This window comes from Kangiella sp. M94 (genome assembly GCF_054926195.1).
Genome location: NZ_CM142903.1, coordinates 925,014 through 941,889, shown reverse-complemented (window position 1 = coordinate 941,889; position 16,876 = coordinate 925,014). Strand labels below are relative to the sequence as shown.

At 43.6% G+C, this 16,876-nt stretch carries 18 protein-coding genes; 4 read left to right on the top strand and 14 right to left on the bottom strand.

Annotated elements, in window-relative coordinates; genetic code table 11:
- Positions 1-288 precede the first annotated feature (288 nt).
- The 6 genes from serS to lrp all read right to left on the bottom strand — a co-directional run bounded on the left by serS (position 289) and on the right by lrp (position 7,148).
- Positions 289-1,557 carry a serine--tRNA ligase gene (serS, locus tag ACYTXU_RS04370; protein WP_462208639.1) on the bottom strand — a complete coding sequence of 423 codons (1,269 nt, stop codon included), beginning with the start codon at positions 1,555-1,557 and terminating at the stop codon, positions 289-291.
- Positions 1,558-1,594: 37 nt separating this feature from the next.
- Complete coding sequence (gene crcB, locus ACYTXU_RS04365) at positions 1,595-1,978, bottom strand: fluoride efflux transporter CrcB (RefSeq protein ID WP_462208637.1); 384 nt, start codon at positions 1,976-1,978, stop codon at positions 1,595-1,597.
- On the bottom strand, positions 1,975-3,318 hold the full coding sequence (locus tag ACYTXU_RS04360; RefSeq protein WP_462208635.1) for a replication-associated recombination protein A: 1,344 nt from the start codon (positions 3,316-3,318) through the stop codon (positions 1,975-1,977). The genes crcB and ACYTXU_RS04360 overlap by 4 nt, the downstream gene beginning before the upstream one ends.
- A 6-nt stretch (positions 3,319-3,324) precedes the next feature.
- Complete coding sequence (gene lolA, locus ACYTXU_RS04355) at positions 3,325-4,008, bottom strand: outer membrane lipoprotein chaperone LolA (RefSeq protein ID WP_462208634.1); 684 nt, start codon at positions 4,006-4,008, stop codon at positions 3,325-3,327.
- 211 nt (positions 4,009-4,219) lie between these two features.
- A complete protein-coding gene (locus ACYTXU_RS04350; RefSeq protein ID WP_462208632.1) occupies positions 4,220-6,556 on the bottom strand; it encodes a DNA translocase FtsK in 2,337 nt (778 codons plus the stop codon).
- 94 nt (positions 6,557-6,650) lie between these two features.
- Positions 6,651-7,148, bottom strand: coding sequence for a leucine-responsive transcriptional regulator Lrp (gene lrp / locus ACYTXU_RS04345; RefSeq protein WP_012801051.1), 498 nt, complete (start codon positions 7,146-7,148; stop codon positions 6,651-6,653).
- Between the two features lie 141 nt (positions 7,149-7,289).
- Here lrp and ald point away from each other — a divergent pair, with 141 nt between their 5' ends.
- On the top strand, positions 7,290-8,423 hold the full coding sequence (ald, locus tag ACYTXU_RS04340) for an alanine dehydrogenase (RefSeq protein ID WP_462208629.1): 1,134 nt from the start codon (positions 7,290-7,292) through the stop codon (positions 8,421-8,423).
- A 69-nt stretch (positions 8,424-8,492) separates the two neighbouring features.
- Here ald and ACYTXU_RS04335 read toward each other — a convergent pair whose 3' ends face one another.
- From ACYTXU_RS04335 to cspE, 3 genes are all read right to left on the bottom strand, one after another.
- Positions 8,493-8,909 carry a hypothetical protein gene (locus ACYTXU_RS04335; protein WP_462208627.1) on the bottom strand — a complete coding sequence of 139 codons (417 nt, stop codon included), beginning with the start codon at positions 8,907-8,909 and terminating at the stop codon, positions 8,493-8,495.
- A 171-nt stretch (positions 8,910-9,080) separates the two neighbouring features.
- Complete coding sequence (locus ACYTXU_RS04330; protein ID WP_462208626.1) at positions 9,081-9,434, bottom strand: putative signal transducing protein; 354 nt, start codon at positions 9,432-9,434, stop codon at positions 9,081-9,083.
- A 104-nt stretch (positions 9,435-9,538) separates the two neighbouring features.
- Positions 9,539-9,745, bottom strand: coding sequence for a transcription antiterminator/RNA stability regulator CspE (gene cspE, locus ACYTXU_RS04325; protein ID WP_012801047.1), 207 nt, complete (start codon positions 9,743-9,745; stop codon positions 9,539-9,541).
- Positions 9,746-10,085: 340 nt separating this feature from the next.
- Here cspE and ACYTXU_RS04320 point away from each other — a divergent pair, with 340 nt between their 5' ends.
- Positions 10,086-10,514 (top strand): DUF1801 domain-containing protein, encoded by a 429-nt coding sequence (locus ACYTXU_RS04320; protein WP_462208625.1) that lies wholly within the window; start codon positions 10,086-10,088, stop codon positions 10,512-10,514.
- Here the strand turns inward: ACYTXU_RS04320 and ACYTXU_RS04315 are convergent.
- Positions 10,511-10,681, bottom strand: a complete 171-nt coding sequence (locus ACYTXU_RS04315) for a hypothetical protein (protein WP_462208623.1) — start codon at positions 10,679-10,681, stop codon at positions 10,511-10,513. The two genes, ACYTXU_RS04320 and ACYTXU_RS04315, sit on opposite strands and share 4 nt — an antisense overlap.
- Before the next feature lie 225 nt (positions 10,682-10,906).
- On the opposite strand from ACYTXU_RS04315, the gene trxB reads away from it, so the two are divergent.
- Positions 10,907-11,854, top strand: coding sequence for a thioredoxin-disulfide reductase (gene trxB / locus ACYTXU_RS04310; RefSeq protein WP_462208621.1), 948 nt, complete (start codon positions 10,907-10,909; stop codon positions 11,852-11,854).
- A gap of 86 nt (positions 11,855-11,940) precedes the next feature.
- On the opposite strand, the gene ACYTXU_RS04305 is transcribed toward trxB, so the two are convergent.
- Complete coding sequence (locus ACYTXU_RS04305; RefSeq protein ID WP_462208620.1) at positions 11,941-13,077, bottom strand: fatty acid desaturase; 1,137 nt, start codon at positions 13,075-13,077, stop codon at positions 11,941-11,943.
- Positions 13,078-13,225: 148 nt separating this feature from the next.
- Here ACYTXU_RS04305 and fabR point away from each other — a divergent pair, with 148 nt between their 5' ends.
- Positions 13,226-13,834 carry an HTH-type transcriptional repressor FabR gene (gene fabR, locus ACYTXU_RS04300; RefSeq protein ID WP_462208618.1) on the top strand — a complete coding sequence of 203 codons (609 nt, stop codon included), beginning with the start codon at positions 13,226-13,228 and terminating at the stop codon, positions 13,832-13,834.
- Positions 13,835-13,898: 64 nt separating this feature from the next.
- Here fabR and ltaE read toward each other — a convergent pair whose 3' ends face one another.
- The 3 genes from ltaE to ACYTXU_RS04285 all read right to left on the bottom strand — a co-directional run bounded on the left by ltaE (position 13,899) and on the right by ACYTXU_RS04285 (position 16,814).
- The gene (gene ltaE / locus ACYTXU_RS04295) at positions 13,899-14,906 is read right to left on the bottom strand and encodes a low-specificity L-threonine aldolase (protein ID WP_462208617.1); all 1,008 of its coding nucleotides are present in this window, start codon (positions 14,904-14,906) and stop codon (positions 13,899-13,901) included.
- Positions 14,899-15,657, bottom strand: a complete 759-nt coding sequence (locus tag ACYTXU_RS04290; RefSeq protein ID WP_462208615.1) for a hypothetical protein — start codon at positions 15,655-15,657, stop codon at positions 14,899-14,901. Before ACYTXU_RS04290 ends, ltaE begins: the two co-directional genes overlap by 8 nt.
- A 344-nt stretch (positions 15,658-16,001) precedes the next feature.
- Positions 16,002-16,814, bottom strand: a complete 813-nt coding sequence (locus ACYTXU_RS04285) for an oxygen-binding di-iron domain-containing protein (RefSeq protein WP_462208613.1) — start codon at positions 16,812-16,814, stop codon at positions 16,002-16,004.
- Between the last annotated feature and the right edge of the window lie 62 nt (positions 16,815-16,876).

Sequence of the window (16,876 nt, the reverse complement as noted above, 5' to 3'; positions counted from 1 at the left end):
CTCTTTTTAATAAGTTATTAAAATCCTAAACAGCTTGTTTTTTCGCCACTAACCTAAAAAAACAAACTCCGACAGTCTAAGCAAATTAAATGCAAATGTGAATATAAAATAAGATAAATTCATGAAAACCATTAGATTTTTAAGGCATAAGTATCTAACTCTATGTTTTCATTGACTATCGAACTAAATTTTAAGGCGTTGGTATAAGATATCTACAAGATATTCAATTAGCCAAAGCATAAAAAAGCCCAGCAATGCTGGGCTTGGTAGTCGAGCTAATAGTAACTGTTAACGAATATAAGGCTTTAAAGCTTCTGGAACAGTAATACTCCCATCGGCATTTTGATTGTTTTCCAAAATCGCCACTAAAGTACGCCCCACAGCCAATCCCGAGCCATTTAAGGTGTGCAGCAGCTCTGGTTTGCCGGTTTCTGGGTTACGCCAGCGAGCTTGCATGCGTCTTGCCTGGAAGTCGCCGGTGTTACTGCAAGAGGATATCTCGCGGTAGGTATTCTGGCTTGGCAACCATACTTCGATATCGTAGGTTTTTGTAGCACCGAAGCCAATGTCTCCAGAACAAAGTGTCACTACTCGATATGGTAGTTCAAGTAACTGCAACACTTTCTCAGCATGGCTAATCAAGCGTTCCAGCGCATCCATTGAATCTTCAGGCTTAGTGATATGGACCAATTCAACCTTTTCGAACTGGTGAAGACGAATAAGACCGCGTACATCACGACCATAAGAACCGGCTTCACTGCGGAAACATGGCGTATGCGCCACAAACTGCAAAGGTAACTGGTCGGCTTCAACAATTTCATCACGAACCAGGTTAGTAACTGGCACTTCGGCGGTTGGGATCAGGTACAAAGGACGGTCATCCTGATTTTTGCCTTGTGCCTTAAATAAATCTTCTTCAAATTTAGGCAGCTGACCAGTACCGGTTAAGCTTTCGGCATTGACCATATAAGGAACGTATACTTCTTCATAACCATGCTCTTTGCTGTGTAAATCGAGCATAAACTGAATCAATGCTCTGTGTAACTTGGCTACCAGACCTTTTTTTACGATAAAACGGCTGGCAGCAATTTTTGCGGCACTGGCAAAATCCAAGCCGTTTAAGGCTTCGCCCACTTCAACGTGGTCTTTAGGCTCAAAATCAAACTGGCGCGGTTCGCCCCAACGACGAATCTCAAGGTTCTCACTCTCGTCTTTGCCTTCTGGGACTGAATCATCCAGCAGGTTTGGGATGCCGTAGTGAATCTCATCTAACTGAGTCATCACTTGATTGAGGCGTTCTTTAGCAGCATCAAGCTTGCTTCCTAAGTCGGCAACCTGATTTAACAAAGGCTGAATATCTTCACCACGCGCTTTGGCTTGCCCTATCGACTTGGAGCTTGAGTTACGCTCATTCTGCAATTCCTGAGTTTCAACCTGAATAGCTTTACGCTCTTCTTCAAGTTTATTGTATTGCTCCACATCAAGCTCAAAACCACGCTTTGCCAGATTCTTAGCAACAGCATCAATGTCGGTACGTAATAGTTTAGGGTCAAGCATTGTCTTTTTTGAATCCGTTATAGGTTTGCCGTAAATTTCAGGCGGCCATTCTACCACCAAGCCAAGCACCAAAAAACACGAAAAGCATGCAAAGTAGTAAATTGCCGCTAATATTAAGCCCAGCCTTGAGCCACAAGTGCTGTTGCATCAACTGGAAGGTTTCCACGGAAAAGGTTGAGAAAGTGGTCAAAGCACCAAGAAAACCAATAACAATGCCAAAACGTACGCTATTGGAAACTTGTGCTGCTTGCCAAAAGATTAATAGGAAACCAGCAATAAAACAACCAATGACATTGGCAAGCAAGGTTCCCCATAGATAATGTTCACCAAAGAGCCACTCGGCCAGATCACGGCACTTGAATCGAGCGATGGCTCCAAGAGCTCCGCCAAGACCTATGCTAGCAATTACGGCTATATTCATGAGTTCCCCTTGTTGTATTGAGCGCTTTTAGTTTTGAGCCAGGCCAGCTTTTCAGCGATCTTTTTCTCCAGCCCTCTATCCACGGGGTAATAATACCGAGTATCGCCCTTTTCTGCGGGCAAATAAGTTTGTCCGGCAGAGAAAGCATCAGGCTCATCATGGTCATAGCGATACTCAGTTCCGTAGTCCAATTCTTTCATCAGCTTGGTTGGAGCATTACGAATATGTAGCGGCACTTCATAGGTCGGTTCATTTCTGACATCACGCAACGCATTGTTATAAGCCTTATAGACTGCGTTACTCTTTGGAGCGCAGGCAAGATAGATAATCGCTTGCGCTATGGCTAACTCACCTTCTGGAGTACCTAAGCGCTCCTGAACATCCCAGGCATTCAGCGCTAGCGTCAGACCTCGCGGATCGGCATTACCAATATCTTCACTGGCCATACGCACAACACGACGCGCTACATACAATGGCTCGCAACCACCATCAATCATGCGGCAAAACCAATAAAGCGCCCCATCAGGATCACTACCACGCACTGACTTATGCAACGCTGAAATCTGGTCATAAAAGTGCTCACCACCTTTATCAAAACGACGTAACGATTGAGTCAGAGTTTCTTCTAAAACTTCATCATCAATAACTGGAGAGCTTTCGTTTTTGGCTAGGGCAAGTTCGCTGGCTAACTCCAAAAAATTTAGTAGGCGACGGCCGTCACCATCAGCAGCATCAATTAAATATTTTCGGCTGTCATCAGCAATTGATAGATGATATTTGCCAAGGCCAAGTTCCTCATCAGACAAAGCGCGACTGATCAGTTTGTCTAAAGCATCTTTGGACAGATCCTTTAGCACAAATACGCGTGCTCTGGACAGCAGTGCATTATTTAATTCAAAAGAAGGGTTCTCGGTTGTGGCACCAATAAAAGTCAGCGTCCCATCTTCTACATAAGGTAAAAAAGCATCCTGCTGTGCTTTATTGAAGCGATGCACCTCATCAACAAATAAAATAGTTGGCTTACCCTGTGACTGATATTGACGCGCTTCATCCACTGCCGCGCGTATATCTTTTACGCCAGCCAAAACTGCTGAAATAGTAATAAAATGGGCATTAGAACTTTGTGCAATTAAGCGCGCCAAGGTGGTTTTGCCGGTACCGGGAGGTCCCCAGAAAATCAAGGAAAATGGACGTTGTGTTTCAATGGCCTGGCGTAGAGGTTTTCCTGATGCAAGAAGATGCTCCTGCCCAACATAATCACTTAAAGATGTTGGACGTAGCCTGTCAGCCAATGGAGCATTGAGTGGAGAGTTTGAAAATAAGTTTGATTGCCCGCTCATGAGATATTAGAAAGTCTCTTCCTCAAGCTCTTGAGTTTCGGCTGATTCGCGACTGTCTATAACATCGATACCTTCCGGAATTTCAAACTCAAAATGGTTTTCTTCAAACTCAGGATTCATAACCACATTGGTGAAATCTACCAAGGTTGATTGGCCTAGATTGTCTTTAACCTGTAGCGCAACCAGATTATCGCCATTAAACTCAATGATTAATACTTCATATAAAGCATCAGGGTCGCGAGGCATAAGATGATAAATCATCACACCTTCCTGTTGGCCCTTAACTGCAGCCACTTCATAATTCGTTGCTACATCAAGTTGCGCCTGGCTTAATAAAGCAGCTGGTGAATTAGCTAAAGTTTGATCAAGACTCGACACATTAATCTGTTCAATATCAATATCAAACTGCCACAAGTTAACGCCATCAGCGATAATTTGCTGCTCGAATGGCTCTTTCACCACCCAGCGAAATAACTGAGGTCTTTGCAGTTCGAAATAACCTGAAGACTCATCAATCAAAGTACCGAACTCATCCGTGATGACCTGACTAAAGTCGGCCTTAAAGCTATCAATCGCAGTTAGCTTTTTTTCCAATTCCTGTGGCGCATCAGCAGCCGCCAAAGTACTAAAACATAATAAAGCACCCGCAGAAAAAAGTTGGGTTAATCGATTTTTTATACTTTTAATCATTATAGATACCATAATCTGGTCAAAGTTAACTACTTTATAGCCTAATCATACTGAATTAGGCCTTAACATCTTTCTCAATTATAGAAGGCTATGCGACATCCAGCGTCAGTGGTGCAGCCATCTGTGTTCTTTCGTGAGGAGTTTACGCTCTTGTAAATGACGACACTACATAATAAAGAACAACAAAGTATTGGCAAACAAACTAGCTGGATCAGTCTTTTGGTGGTGGAGGAGCCAAAACTTCCCTCCCCCCATTCGAACCCATCTCCGACACAATACCGGCAGCCTCCATCGCTTCCACCATTCGTGCAGCTCGGTTATAACCAATCTTTAAGCGACGCTGAATACCTGAAATAGAGGCACGACGTGTTTCTGTAACAATGGCAACTGCTTGATCAAAGAGCTCATCCTGTTCACTGTCTTCATCACCATCCATCCCTGGCATACCTGGAATGGGCACTTCGCTGCTTCCGGTGATAACTTCATCAATATAATCTGGCTCGCCACGCTGCTTCCAGTCTTCAACGACACGATGTACTTCATCATCATCAACAAAGGCACCATGAATCCGCGTTGGAATATTGGAGCCTCCGGGCAGGTATAACATGTCACCCATGCCTAATAATTGCTCGGCGCCCATTTGATCGAGAATGGTGCGTGAGTCAATTTTTGACGAAACCTGGAAGGCAATACGTGAAGGAATATTCGCTTTAATCAAGCCGGTGATAACATCAACTGACGGTCTTTGCGTTGCTAGAATCAGGTGGATACCAGCTGCACGCGCTTTCTGTGCAATACGGGCGATAAGCTCTTCGACCTTTTTACCGACAATCATCATCATGTCAGCAAGCTCATCAATAACAATAACAATCGATGGTAACTTTTCTAATGTTGGCGGCTCTTCTTCCAGCCCATCGGTTGGTTGCCATATCGGATCTTTAATTGGCTCACCAGCCTTAATGGCATCTAACACTTTCTTGTTATAGCCGGCAAGGTTACGCACGCCTAACGCTGACATCAAGCGATAGCGGCGTTCCATTTCACCCACCGACCAGCGCAAGGCATTGGCGGCGTCTTTCATATCAGTGACCACTTCGCATAATAGATGTGGAATACCTTCGTAGACACTGAGCTCAAGCATTTTGGGGTCAATCATAATCAGTCGTAAATCATCCGGGGATGATTTATACAACATACTGATGATCATGGCGTTAACACCGACCGATTTACCGGAGCCTGTAGTACCCGCTACTAACAAATGCGGCATCTTAGCCATATTCACGACAACTGGGTTACCCGCAATATCTTTTCCCAGCGCCATGCTTAGGGGTGATTTCACTTTTTCAAATTCATCACAGGCCAGGACTTCGCGTAAGCGCACAATTTCACGTGACTCATTAGGAATCTCGATCCCCACATAAGTTTTGCCGGGAATCACTTCAACCACACGAACCGAAATCGTTGATAGCGAACGTGCCAAATCTTTCGCCAGGTTGGAAATCTTACTAACTTTAACGCCCGGTGCTAACTCCAGCTCAAAACGGGTAATCACAGGACCTGGATGGACTTCCATAACCTGCGCCTCAACACCGAAGTCTTTTAGCTTCAATTCAACCAGGCGCGACATCGCTTCAAGCGCCTCTTCCGAGAAATGGTTCTTAGGTGGTTCAGGCTCGTCCAACAACTCCATGGCCGGCATTGGCCCAACAGGTACATCATCGAACAAACGCTTCTGCTTTGCTTTCGCCGCCGCTTTGGCTGGGGCTGGTGACGGCACTACTCTAGGCTCAACTCTGACTGGGCTTCGAGTCTCGCGTTTCACTTTCTCTTGTTTAAGCGCTTCCTGACGCTTAACCACTGACTCTTTGACTGACTTTTGTTCTTGTTTGCGATCCTTAAAATTTTCATACCAACCAACGAGCTTGCTCCAACTTTGTACAAACCATACACCAACCCTGTCCATGATACTTAACCATGAAATCCCGGTGAACAGAGTCAAGCCAGACAAAAACAACGCCAATAGAATAAGGGTGGTGCCATATAAACCCAGTCCGTCTATTGTCAAACTAATAATAAACTCGCCCAAAATACCGCCAGAGGTATAGCTTGGCTGAATCTCAGGATCAAAGAAATGTAAGCTGCATAGGCCTGCACCACCAATTACCGCCATCAAGAGCCCAAGACCTTTTACCGCCCAGAATGCATTGGGGTGCTCGTGCTCAATGTTGCGTTCGGTGTAGAGTATATAGCCAGAATAGGCGAAGATAATTGGGATTAAATAGGCTAAATAGCCAAACAAGTGCAAAAAGAAATCAGCAAACCAGGCTCCACCCTTACCGGCAGAATTCTGAATGGGACCGCCATTACCATTGGTAAATGAACCGGGGTCATTATGATTGTAAGTCAATAAAGCCAATAAAAAGAATAATGCTAAAGTGACCAACAGGATCATACCGCCTTCACTGAGACGTTTGCGCAGGATCGCTTTAGACTCCAACGCTTGCGGAGACTTTCGAGTAGCTGATTGTCTAGTTTTTGTTTTACTCAAAATACTTTCCTTTCATAATTTGCAGTTATTCTAAAGCATGTTTCAGCTATCTCAAGCAGTTAATTGTGGCGAATTCTGAACTGTGAACAATCCTTTAGCGCTTATCGGGATTAATAGGCAACAAGCTAGTTTCCTTCACCTCTTCCATCACCATATAGGATCGAGATGCGCTGACGCCCGGTAACATGAGCAGGGTTTCACCCAACAACTTACGATAGGCTTTCATATCCGCTACCCGAGCTTTCAATAGATAATCGAAATCACCGGACACCAGATGGCACTCTAAAATTGTTGGTAGCATGGTGACCGCCTGTTTGAACTCTTCGAACACATCAGGCGAGGTTCTAGATAAACGAATCTCAACGAAAACCAGTAATGAAGCGGCCAGTTTCATTGGGTTCAATTTAGCAGAATAGCCTTCAATAAACCCGTTCGTTTCAAGTCTTTTAACGCGCTCGAGACATGGCGTTGCACTTAGCCCTACTCGCTTTGCTAATTCAACGTTGGAGATCCGACCATTTTGCTGCAACTCATTCAGGATCCGCAGATCAATTCTGTCCAATATCTGCTTGCTATCACTCTGAACTTTCAAAGTATTTTCCTTGCTAAAAACATACTTATTTAGTGTTTTATACTACAAAATAACCAATAACAGCAAACAATTCTTTGATTTCGTCATTATAATAGCGCAACCCTCTTTCGAGGCAAACCTTGATTTATTGGAGCTAAAAATATGTTGATTGGGGTCCCTAAAGAAATTAAAAACCACGAATATCGCGTGGGAATGGTGCCAGCAAGCGTTCGAGAAGTGATTGCTCATGGGCATCAAGTTATCGTTGAAACCAATGCTGGTATCGGCATCGGTTTTACTGATGAAGATTATGAAGCAGTTGGCGCAACTATCGCATCATCTGCGGAAGACGTGTTTGCCAAAGCAGACATGATTGTGAAAGTAAAAGAACCTCTAGCCAATGAGCGTAAGCACTTACGCGACGGTCAGATTCTGTTTACATACCTTCATTTGGCTCCAGATATGCCACAAACAGAAGACCTGGTTAAGTCTGGTGCTGTGTGTATCGCCTATGAAACCGTGACAGGCGCAGCAGGCGGCCTTCCACTACTGGCTCCAATGTCAGAAGTTGCTGGACGTATGTCAATTCAGGCGGGTGCTGAATGTTTAGAGAAATCCAACGGTGGTCGTGGCATGTTGTTGGGCGGAGTACCCGGTGTTCAACCTGCCAAAGTGGTAGTCATTGGTGCTGGTGTTGTCGGCACTAACGCTATAAAAATGGCGGTTGGTTTGGGTGCACGCGTTATTGTGCTTGATCGTAATGTTAATGCATTACGTCGCATCGATGCTGAATTTGGCTCACAAGTGGAAACCGTTTACTCAAGCCACGACTCTTTAGAAAAGCATGTGCTTTCAGCGGATCTCGTTATTGGTGGCGTGCTTATTCCAGGAGCTGCAGCTCCAAAACTGGTAACCGAAGATATGGTGAAACGCATGCAACCTGGCGCAGTATTGGTTGACGTCGCAATTGACCAAGGCGGTTGCTTTGAGACATCTAAGGCAACGACTCATGCGGATCCAACTTATATTCTGCATGATGTGGTGCATTACTGTGTTGCTAATATGCCTGGCGCGGTGCCCCGCACATCGACCTTTGCACTAAACAATACAACTCTTCCGTTCATTATTAATATTGCTAACAAAGGCTATAAAAAAGCATTGGCGGATGATCCACATTTGTTAAACGGCCTGAATGTGTACCGTGGAAAAGTCACTGAGCGTTCCGTCGCTGAAAACTTGGGCTTTGAGTATGTCGAACCCACAACAGCACTAGGTATCAGTACTGACACCATGTAATGACTTTAGATTAAACTTTGAAGTCATAAACAAAGCCGCAGAAATCTGCGGCTTTGTTGTTATTAAAATCTATTTCTTTTTATGGCCCTTTATTTGAAACTCTACTGGCTTCTCAGCATCAGGCTTATGCCAAGCAGCCTTAGCCTCTAATTCACCCTTCTCGTTCACCGTCCCCTTCCAATTCATATTACCTTTGGTGTAACTTTTGGCATCGACCTCAAAATGAGTCACTCCATCTTTTTCATACGACAGATATTTAGACTGTGGGAAATCATGCTTAACACATACTGCGGATAAAAAGGTTCCGGACTTAAAAGTCAGCGTATTCTCTACAGGTTTATCACTGCCCTTTGCCAACATTTCGATCTCGAAGGCTTGCCCGTCAAGTAAATTGTCGTCAGCTGACACAGTCAGGGGTACAGCAAATAGAGAGGAGAAAAGGATGACCTTAAATAGTTTAGTGCTTGTATATAATGATTGAAACATAAGACCTCCTGCGCGTTATACAGCCACGCAAATATACGACGGCAATTGGATGTCTTGAACTTGCGTGGAAATGTCCGTTGAAAATGGACTCAAGACTCACAAATATGTCTTTAAATTTCAACTAAACAAATCACAAGCTGATCTGATTTTACAAATAGTTATTGAGTAGCATTAAAACTTAATGGTTGCGGCAATAAACAACAGAACAATAGCTACTGCGACACACACATCTCTGACCAGATGGCTTTCTGATTGTGCTGGCTCCTGATGATAATCGTCCTCTGCATTAAACAAGTCTGCATCGTCGGCAGTGAATTCTGCGGATTGCCAGCCATCAACAATTTCGCGAGCTTCAGCATAGTCTTCATCGTGAACCCAGACCTTAACATTATTCATAGCAGCTGCTTCACCAACGGCACCTTGTAGTCCTGCACCACGTACCTGCGCATAAATATTTGCAGAGGATAAGACTCCCGCCAGGATATTTGCGTCCATAGCATTTTCCGCATGATATACAATTTTCATAATGGTCTACCGTGTGTTTTCATCTAGCTTAATCAAATTCTGGACATAAAAAAACCGCGCCATTTGACGCGGTTTTTTAGATCTAAATATACAATTCTATAAAATTATACTTTAGTTACGTTAGCAGCTTGAGCGCCTTTAGGGCCTTGCTCGATATCGAACTCAACACGTTGGCCTTCTGCTAAAGTTTTGAAACCGTCACCTTGAATAGCACGGAAGTGTACAAACACATCTTCGCCTTGCTCTTGCTCGATGAAACCAAAACCTTTAGATTCGTTGAACCACTTAACGGTACCAGTGATCTTAGACATAATAAAACTCCAAAGCTAATTGCTTGAAAAAATAAAGTTGTTGCCAAAAACGGCGGTCTTACTGAGATAAAATTGACACTAACTTAGGTAACAAATAGCGAGGTACGACTTGAAGTTAATCCATGAAGCTAAGGCTCACTGATTTACTCGGTGTATCATCGAAAATGTATCCATTCGATAGCTGTTATTTTAACCAGCGATGAAAAGAATACTATATACACCGCAGAAGTAAAGATTTTTTTTAGCATTTAACTGAAAAGTCACACTTTTGTCATAGTCAGAAATATGCAATAGTTTCAGAAACCTAGCTACTTCCCCATTACTTTAATAAGGATAAATCATGGCCGGATCTGAGAACAAAGCCAAGCCAAACGAGCAAGATGTTGCCAGCTTTATAGAGCAAGTTGAACCAGCTCAAAAGCAACAAGACTGCCTGCAAATTCTTAGCATGATGCAAAAGGCCACAGGAGCAGAACCTAAAATGTGGGGCGGTAGCATCATAGGCTTTGGTCAGTACCATTATACGTATGCCAGCGGCCGTGAAGGCGATTGGTTCTTAACGGGCTTTGCTCCCCGCAAGCAAAACATCAGCCTTTATATCATGGCTGGCTTTAAGCGGTATGAGGAGTTAATGTGTAAGTTAGGTAAATATAAGACGGGCAAGTCCTGCCTGTATATCAATAAACTGGCCGATGTTGATGTGGCGGTACTTGAGAAACTGATCGAATTATCAGCAGCTTACGTAGAAGAAAACCAGTCAGGCTGTTAATGCGCCTGCTGGTTGTCTAGTTCGTTGTCGGCAACTTGTTGCAGCAGCGCTGAAAACCAGATTTTCTTTACTTTGTCAGCGTCTAAACCATATAGATTCACATCGCTAGCGATTTGTTGGATCGCAGCATCAATCTCTTTTTCTTCAATACGATGCTCTTCATTCATAAGAATCTCCAATGCAGTAAGCCTACTACCTAGACTAATGCCAATCTGACTCATTATCAATGCATATTTGCATTGACTGCATATTTATCTTGCCTAGCAAGCTGGCCCGGACTCTATGGAAACAATAGATTAAGATTATCGAATAAAGGTTTATTTTTAGCCTTTAAATCCCTACAATTTGCCCTTAAAAATTATTAATAGACAAGAATTTAGCGGAGATACCTGATGAGCGAAACTCGCCATATTAAGTGCCTGATTTTGGGTTCTGGACCAGCCGGATACAGCGCTGCGGTGTATGCAGCACGCGCCAATTTAAACCCTGCTATTATCACGGGAATACAACAAGGTGGCCAATTAACCACCACCACTGATGTTGATAACTGGCCCGGAGATAACGAAGGCGTTCAAGGTCCGGATCTTATGATCCGTATGCAAAAGCACGCAGAACGCTTTGGCACCGAAATGATATTCGATCATATTCATACGGTTGATCTGAAAAACCGCCCTTTCACTCTAACTGGCGATAGCGGCACCTATACCTGTGACGCGTTAATTATCTGTACTGGCGCCTCAGCCAAATATCTTGGCTTACCTTCCGAAGAATCTTTCATGGGCAAAGGTGTATCAGCCTGTGCAACCTGCGATGGCTTTTTCTATCGTGAACAAAAAGTCGCCGTTATCGGCGGTGGCAACACTGCGGTTGAAGAAGCGCTATATTTATCCAACATCGCTAGCGAAGTTCATTTGGTTCACCGTCGTGACGAGCTACGCTCTGAAAAAATACTTCAGGACAAGCTTTTCGAGAAGGCCAAAAATGGCAACGTCGTCTTACATTGGCACCGCACTCTTGAAGAAGTGGTTGGCGATGATATGGGCGTAACCGGTATCCGCATTAAAAGCACTAAAGATGACTCGATTGAAGAGTTAGAGCTACAAGGTGTCTTCATTGCCATCGGTCATAAACCAAACACCGATATCTTCGAAGGACAGCTTGAAATGAAGGATGGCTATATCGTGGTTAAAAGTGGTCTGGCAGGCAATGCAACAGCAACGTCAGTTGAAGGTGTCTTTGCTGCAGGCGATGTTTCTGACCATGTTTATCGCCAAGCTGTCACTTCTGCCGGTACAGGATGTATGGCAGCCTTAGATGCTGAAAAGTATCTTGATCAGTAACTCTGTTCTGAAGTGCTTTTAGCACGAAAAAAAAGGCCGTTCAATCGAACGGCCTTTTTATTGCTTACTTATAAACTCAGTAATACCTAAGCATACTGTTTTGCCAAAGTCACCCAGGATGCCTTCTGCTCTTCAAAACGCTTACGTAGCTGATGATAGTTCTCCATCAAAGCTGAACGCTCATAACTTTCTTTTAGTTCGCACTTTTTAGCTTCTAACCACTGCTTTTGCGCTTCGTACACCTCTGCTAAATGTTGAACGAGTTTTTCATACTCATCATGTAGCTTCTGCATGATTTCTTCAGCATTAGGCATATTAGCAACACGGTTTTGCGCTTTAAGCAACAAGGTTTCAGCTTTAGCTTTCTCTATCTTCTCGATCGGCACTTTTTTCAAGTTTGAAGTAATGCCAACCCAACTCAATGATTTAATCCACCACTTTGATGGATCAAAGTGCCACCAGCGCACACCATTACGGTAGTCATACTGAAACTTATGGTGATAGTTATGGTAACCTTCACCGCCAGTCAATACTGCCAATACAAGATTGTCGCGCGCTGAGTTTTCTTCTGTATAAGGACGCGTGCCCCACATGTGGGCTAACGAATTAATGAAGAAAGTTAAATGATGCGACCAAACCAGGCGTAGCACACCGGCGATCAGAATCATTTCCCAAAAGATGCCATAAGCTAAGCCTAAAACAACCGGAACCAGAACATTTAAACCAACACTTAATTTCCAGTAGTGCTTATGCTGGAACATTACAATCGGATCACGCTGCAAGTCTTTGCAACGATCATACTGCTCGTCATAACGACCATTATCACGGCGTACTAATAACCAACCGATATGTGAGTGCCAAAAACCTAAGCTGGCCGAATAAGGATCTTTTTCCTCATGGTCAACATGTTTGTGGTGGATGCGGTGATCAGAAGACCAATGCAAAGCGCTGTTTTGCAATGATAAGCAACCGCCGATTGCAAGAATAACGCGTAAAAGGGGATTGGCTTCATAAGCACGATGCGACCACAGGCGGTGATAGCCCATTGAAATGGCTGTGCTTGAGAATAACCATAGTCCTACTCCCCAAGCCCAGCTTGAGAAATGAAAACCGTATTGAAAACCATACCAGGGAACCAGGGTAATGGCTGCCAGGAAACTTAACCCGAAAAAGATAATGTTTGTCCAGATGGGCTGTGAATGTGTTTGGGTGGAATCTGTCATGTAATGCCTCTAACTATAAAATAGCGTACACTTGTACGCTAAGTCTTAGCCTAGTATAACTACCGATTGTGACAATTGCAATCCAGCGTACACCTGTACACTTAATCTATTGTTATCTATACTAGGCGAAACCACTGAGGAGAGCAGCATGGCCGGAGCGCGTGCTTTACAGAAAGAAAAGACCCGTCAGGCCATTATTGACGCGGCACTAATGCACCTGTCTGCGGAACACAGTTTCGCCAGCATGAGCTTACGAGAGGTGGCTCGCGAGGCAGGTATTGCCCCTACCTCTTTTTATCGACATTTCAATGACATGGATGAACTAGGTCTGACTTTAGTTGATGAGTCGGGTCTAACTTTGCGTGAATTAATGCGCAAAGCGCGTCAGCGAATCGAGATAAACGGCAGCGTGATCAATACCTCAGTAGAAACATTCATGGAGTTTGTCGAGCGCAATCCTAATATTTTTCGTTTATTGCTGCGAGAACGCAGTGGAACCTCGGTTAAGTTCCGCGAAGCAGTAGCCCGAGAGATTAATCATTTCAAAGAAGAGCTTACCGAATACTTAATGACCGAGTCCGAGTATTCGCAGGAATTTGCTTATACCTTGGCAGAGGGCCTGGTCACCTTAGTGTTTAATGCAGGTGCTGAAGCGCTGGATCTGAATCCCATAGAACGTGAAAAGCTCAAAGAGAGAACTATTCTGCAATTGCGCTTTATCACTTTCGGTGCAGCTGGTGTAAAAGAGATAGCCTGAAAGCTACCACTGCCAAGCTGTTAATCATTGAGAAAAGCCCCCCCCTATCCAACCAAGTCAATAACTAGGCAAAAAACGCCTTCACCTGCTCTTCGATATAATCCACATCTGAATCACTAACATTCAAGTGCATCACCCAACGCATGGTTTCTGCGGGGATAACGGTGATACCTTTATCGTTTAAAAATTTGGCTAGAGCTTCAGCAGTATTCATTGTCGTTTTTACAAACACCATATTGGTTTGTACCAAGTCCTGATTAATCGACAACTCTTCAATACCCTGCAATCGTTGCGCCAGTTGTTTGGCATGGCGATGATCTTCCGCTAAACGCTTTACATTGTTCTCTAAGGCATAGATACCCGCTGCGGCTAAGATGCCAGCTTGGCGCATACCGCCACCCACCATCTTACGCCAGCGTCTAGCCCATTTAATCAGCTCTTTACTGCCACATAGAACTGAGCCAACCGGCGCACCCAGCCCCTTAGATAAACAGATTGAAATTGAATCTGCATATTGAGCCAGATCCTTAAGCTCACAATTTAACTCAGTGATGGCATTGAAAGCGCGAGCACCATCAAGGTGCACCGACAAATTTTTAGACTTAGCAAACTCATAGGCAGACTTCATATATTCAAGGCTAATCACTTTACCGTTATGAGTATTTTCCAGGCACAGCAATTTGCTACGCGCGAAATGATAATCATCTTTTTTAATCACCGCCGCAATCTTGGCAAAATCTAAAGTGCCATCCTGCTCAACCGCAATCGGCTGTGGAATGATGCTACCCAAAACAGGCGCCCCGCCCGCTTCATACAGATAGGTATGATAGCCCTGACCAACGATATATTCCTCCCCACGTTGGCAATGCGCCATTAGCGCAACCAGATTCGACATGGTTCCGGACGGTACAAACAGCGCAGCTTCTTTACCCGCCATCTCCGCCATCATGGCTTCCAAGCGATTCACCGTCGGATCATCATGAAACACATCATCACCCACCGCCGCCGTCGACATGGCACGACGCATATCCTCAGACGGCACAGTCACCGTATCACTTCGTAAATCAATCATTGTTGCTACCCACTTCTGGTTCAACTTTCAAATATAGATCATGCAATATTTCAATAGTTTGAAACATTCCCTCAGGAATAAGCTCTTTTTTTTCGGAGAATAATGCATGAGGAATTTTTATATGTCTAAAGTATTTCATTGCCATACTCATGAAAAAACTGTCTTTCTTACCAAGTAATTTTTTATACTCAAGCAAAGAGGCATAAATCAAGCCAATATTCATTAGGACTTGGATTCTATCCCAATGAAATTTAGAGCTAAGCTCTACATCACTTTTAAAGAATTTACCTTCAAAAAACAAGTCATTAAGATTATTCCCACCTAGCTCCGGATACTCTTTCATAAAAAGTTCTGATTGCTCAGAGTCTATCCTTGTAATATGGTTAAACAAAGAGCTAAGTTTAACTTCCTTTATTTGCTCTTCTGCTAATAGGGATTGCTTAGCATTAAGTTGATTGGCTTTATCCAAAGACTCAATAGTTGCCTTATTACTTTGCTCTGTTAGCCTTAAAGCAACCCTTGTGTACCTCAATGTCATAAGGATTGCTATAAACGCTAAAAAAGCTACAAATGGATTAAGAACACCACCAAAAAAGTCACCCAGCTTTGCCCAATCATTAATATCACCAGAGACATTTCCATAGAAACTGAATACATAACTAAAAGCAACAGTGGTGAACCCAAGAACTCCAATAACTACCAATAGTATCTCAGATCTTGAAAAGTACTTTTCTTTATTTTTCTCAACCATACTTCCTCCTTCAACAGACACTTCCAAATCCCCTTATATTTAGCTGAGCCTATTAAGCGTTATAGCAATTCAAATCGTGGATGATTTGAATAATAAAATTCAGCACAGGGATGTGATGTATTTTATGGTGCGTTAAGTAACGTGTATAGGCGAAGGCAGTTATGCGGAGCATAACCTAAATATCGGGGCAGCCTTTCTTTTGGTTCGTTTTCTTTGGCTGCGCAAAGAAAATGAACAATGATTACTCAATAGGCTGAAGTATGCTGCCACCACAAATCTGAGTCAAATATAAAAAAGGCGCCCGTAGGCACCAATCACTCTCAAACTCTGAACATAAATAAAAACTATGCGACTTCTCTTTTATCTATACGGACGCTGTAGTCTCTTTGGGTAAATAAATCCAAGCCACACTCTAGCTTTGAAATCCAGTCGAGGAATTGTCGAATACATAACTTGCCCTTAAACGGCGAGCCATGTTGCGGCACAATCATCTCGACATCCATCTCTGCAACCATATTAGCCCACAGGCGACAGGCTTTATTGGCGACCATATAACGTTGGTGGAAGCCCTTCATGTATTTCATATGTTCGGCGAAATCTTTAACACCGCTAAAATCATCGTCATCAACAATAGAGGCGCCCATATCACCAGAGAATAAAATCTTGCTGACAGGATCATAGACCTGGAAGTTACCAACAGAGTGTAAGAAGTGCGCTGGAACCGCGTATAGAGGATTATCACCCAAACGTATCGCACCGCCCTCATCATCCAGACCAATAATGCGTTGTGATAATTCAGTTTCATTAACCTGGTTATAAAATGACGACGCAAAATGCGGCAGAAAACGCTCCCACAGCTTGGAGCATATGACTTTTGCTGGCGTTTGCATCATCCAGCGACCAATCGAAGCGATAATGTCCGGGTCTTGATGTGACGCGATGATGTAGTTTAATTGATGGGTTGGCGATAGCTTTTCAATTTCCAGCTTTAACTTGGCATAAGTCAGGTCGCCACCGGGATCGAGCAAGGCTGTTTTGTCGCCATCGATAATTAAAAACTGGTTAGCCTGTACCGCTTCACCAGTGACCAGATTATTGAAGGCATAACACTTATGATGCCCGTCATTGTATAACTCAATCGCCTTACTCTTGAACATGATAACAACCTTGCTTCTGCCCGATACTTTAAGTGGGTTTAATATAATCGAGCACAGACTTT

Excerpts from the sequence above, each read along its gene's own strand:
- serS (WP_462208639.1), bottom strand. The coding sequence starts at position 1,557 with ATGCTTGACCCTAAACTATTACGTACCGACATTGATGCTGTTGCTAAG.
- crcB (WP_462208637.1), bottom strand. The coding sequence starts at position 1,978 with ATGAATATAGCCGTAATTGCTAGCATAGGTCTTGGCGGAGCTCTTGGA.
- ACYTXU_RS04320 (WP_462208625.1), top strand. The coding sequence starts at position 10,086 with ATGGCCGGATCTGAGAACAAAGCCAAGCCAAACGAGCAAGATGTTGCC.
- ACYTXU_RS04285 (WP_462208613.1), bottom strand. The coding sequence starts at position 16,814 with ATGTTCAAGAGTAAGGCGATTGAGTTATACAATGACGGGCATCATAAG.
- trxB (WP_462208621.1), top strand. The coding sequence starts at position 10,907 with ATGAGCGAAACTCGCCATATTAAGTGCCTGATTTTGGGTTCTGGACCA.
- ACYTXU_RS04290 (WP_462208615.1), bottom strand. The coding sequence starts at position 15,657 with ATGGTTGAGAAAAATAAAGAAAAGTACTTTTCAAGATCTGAGATACTA.
- ACYTXU_RS04305 (WP_462208620.1), bottom strand. The coding sequence starts at position 13,077 with ATGACAGATTCCACCCAAACACATTCACAGCCCATCTGGACAAACATT.
- ACYTXU_RS04360 (WP_462208635.1), bottom strand. The coding sequence starts at position 3,318 with ATGAGCGGGCAATCAAACTTATTTTCAAACTCTCCACTCAATGCTCCA.
- ACYTXU_RS04330 (WP_462208626.1), bottom strand. The coding sequence starts at position 9,434 with ATGAAAATTGTATATCATGCGGAAAATGCTATGGACGCAAATATCCTG.
- fabR (WP_462208618.1), top strand. The coding sequence starts at position 13,226 with ATGGCCGGAGCGCGTGCTTTACAGAAAGAAAAGACCCGTCAGGCCATT.
- ACYTXU_RS04315 (WP_462208623.1), bottom strand. The coding sequence starts at position 10,681 with ATGAATGAAGAGCATCGTATTGAAGAAAAAGAGATTGATGCTGCGATC.
- cspE (WP_012801047.1), bottom strand. The coding sequence starts at position 9,745 with ATGTCTAAGATCACTGGTACCGTTAAGTGGTTCAACGAATCTAAAGGT.
- ald (WP_462208629.1), top strand. The coding sequence starts at position 7,290 with ATGTTGATTGGGGTCCCTAAAGAAATTAAAAACCACGAATATCGCGTG.
- lolA (WP_462208634.1), bottom strand. The coding sequence starts at position 4,008 with ATGATTAAAAGTATAAAAAATCGATTAACCCAACTTTTTTCTGCGGGT.
- ACYTXU_RS04335 (WP_462208627.1), bottom strand. The coding sequence starts at position 8,909 with ATGTTTCAATCATTATATACAAGCACTAAACTATTTAAGGTCATCCTT.
- ltaE (WP_462208617.1), bottom strand. The coding sequence starts at position 14,906 with ATGATTGATTTACGAAGTGATACGGTGACTGTGCCGTCTGAGGATATG.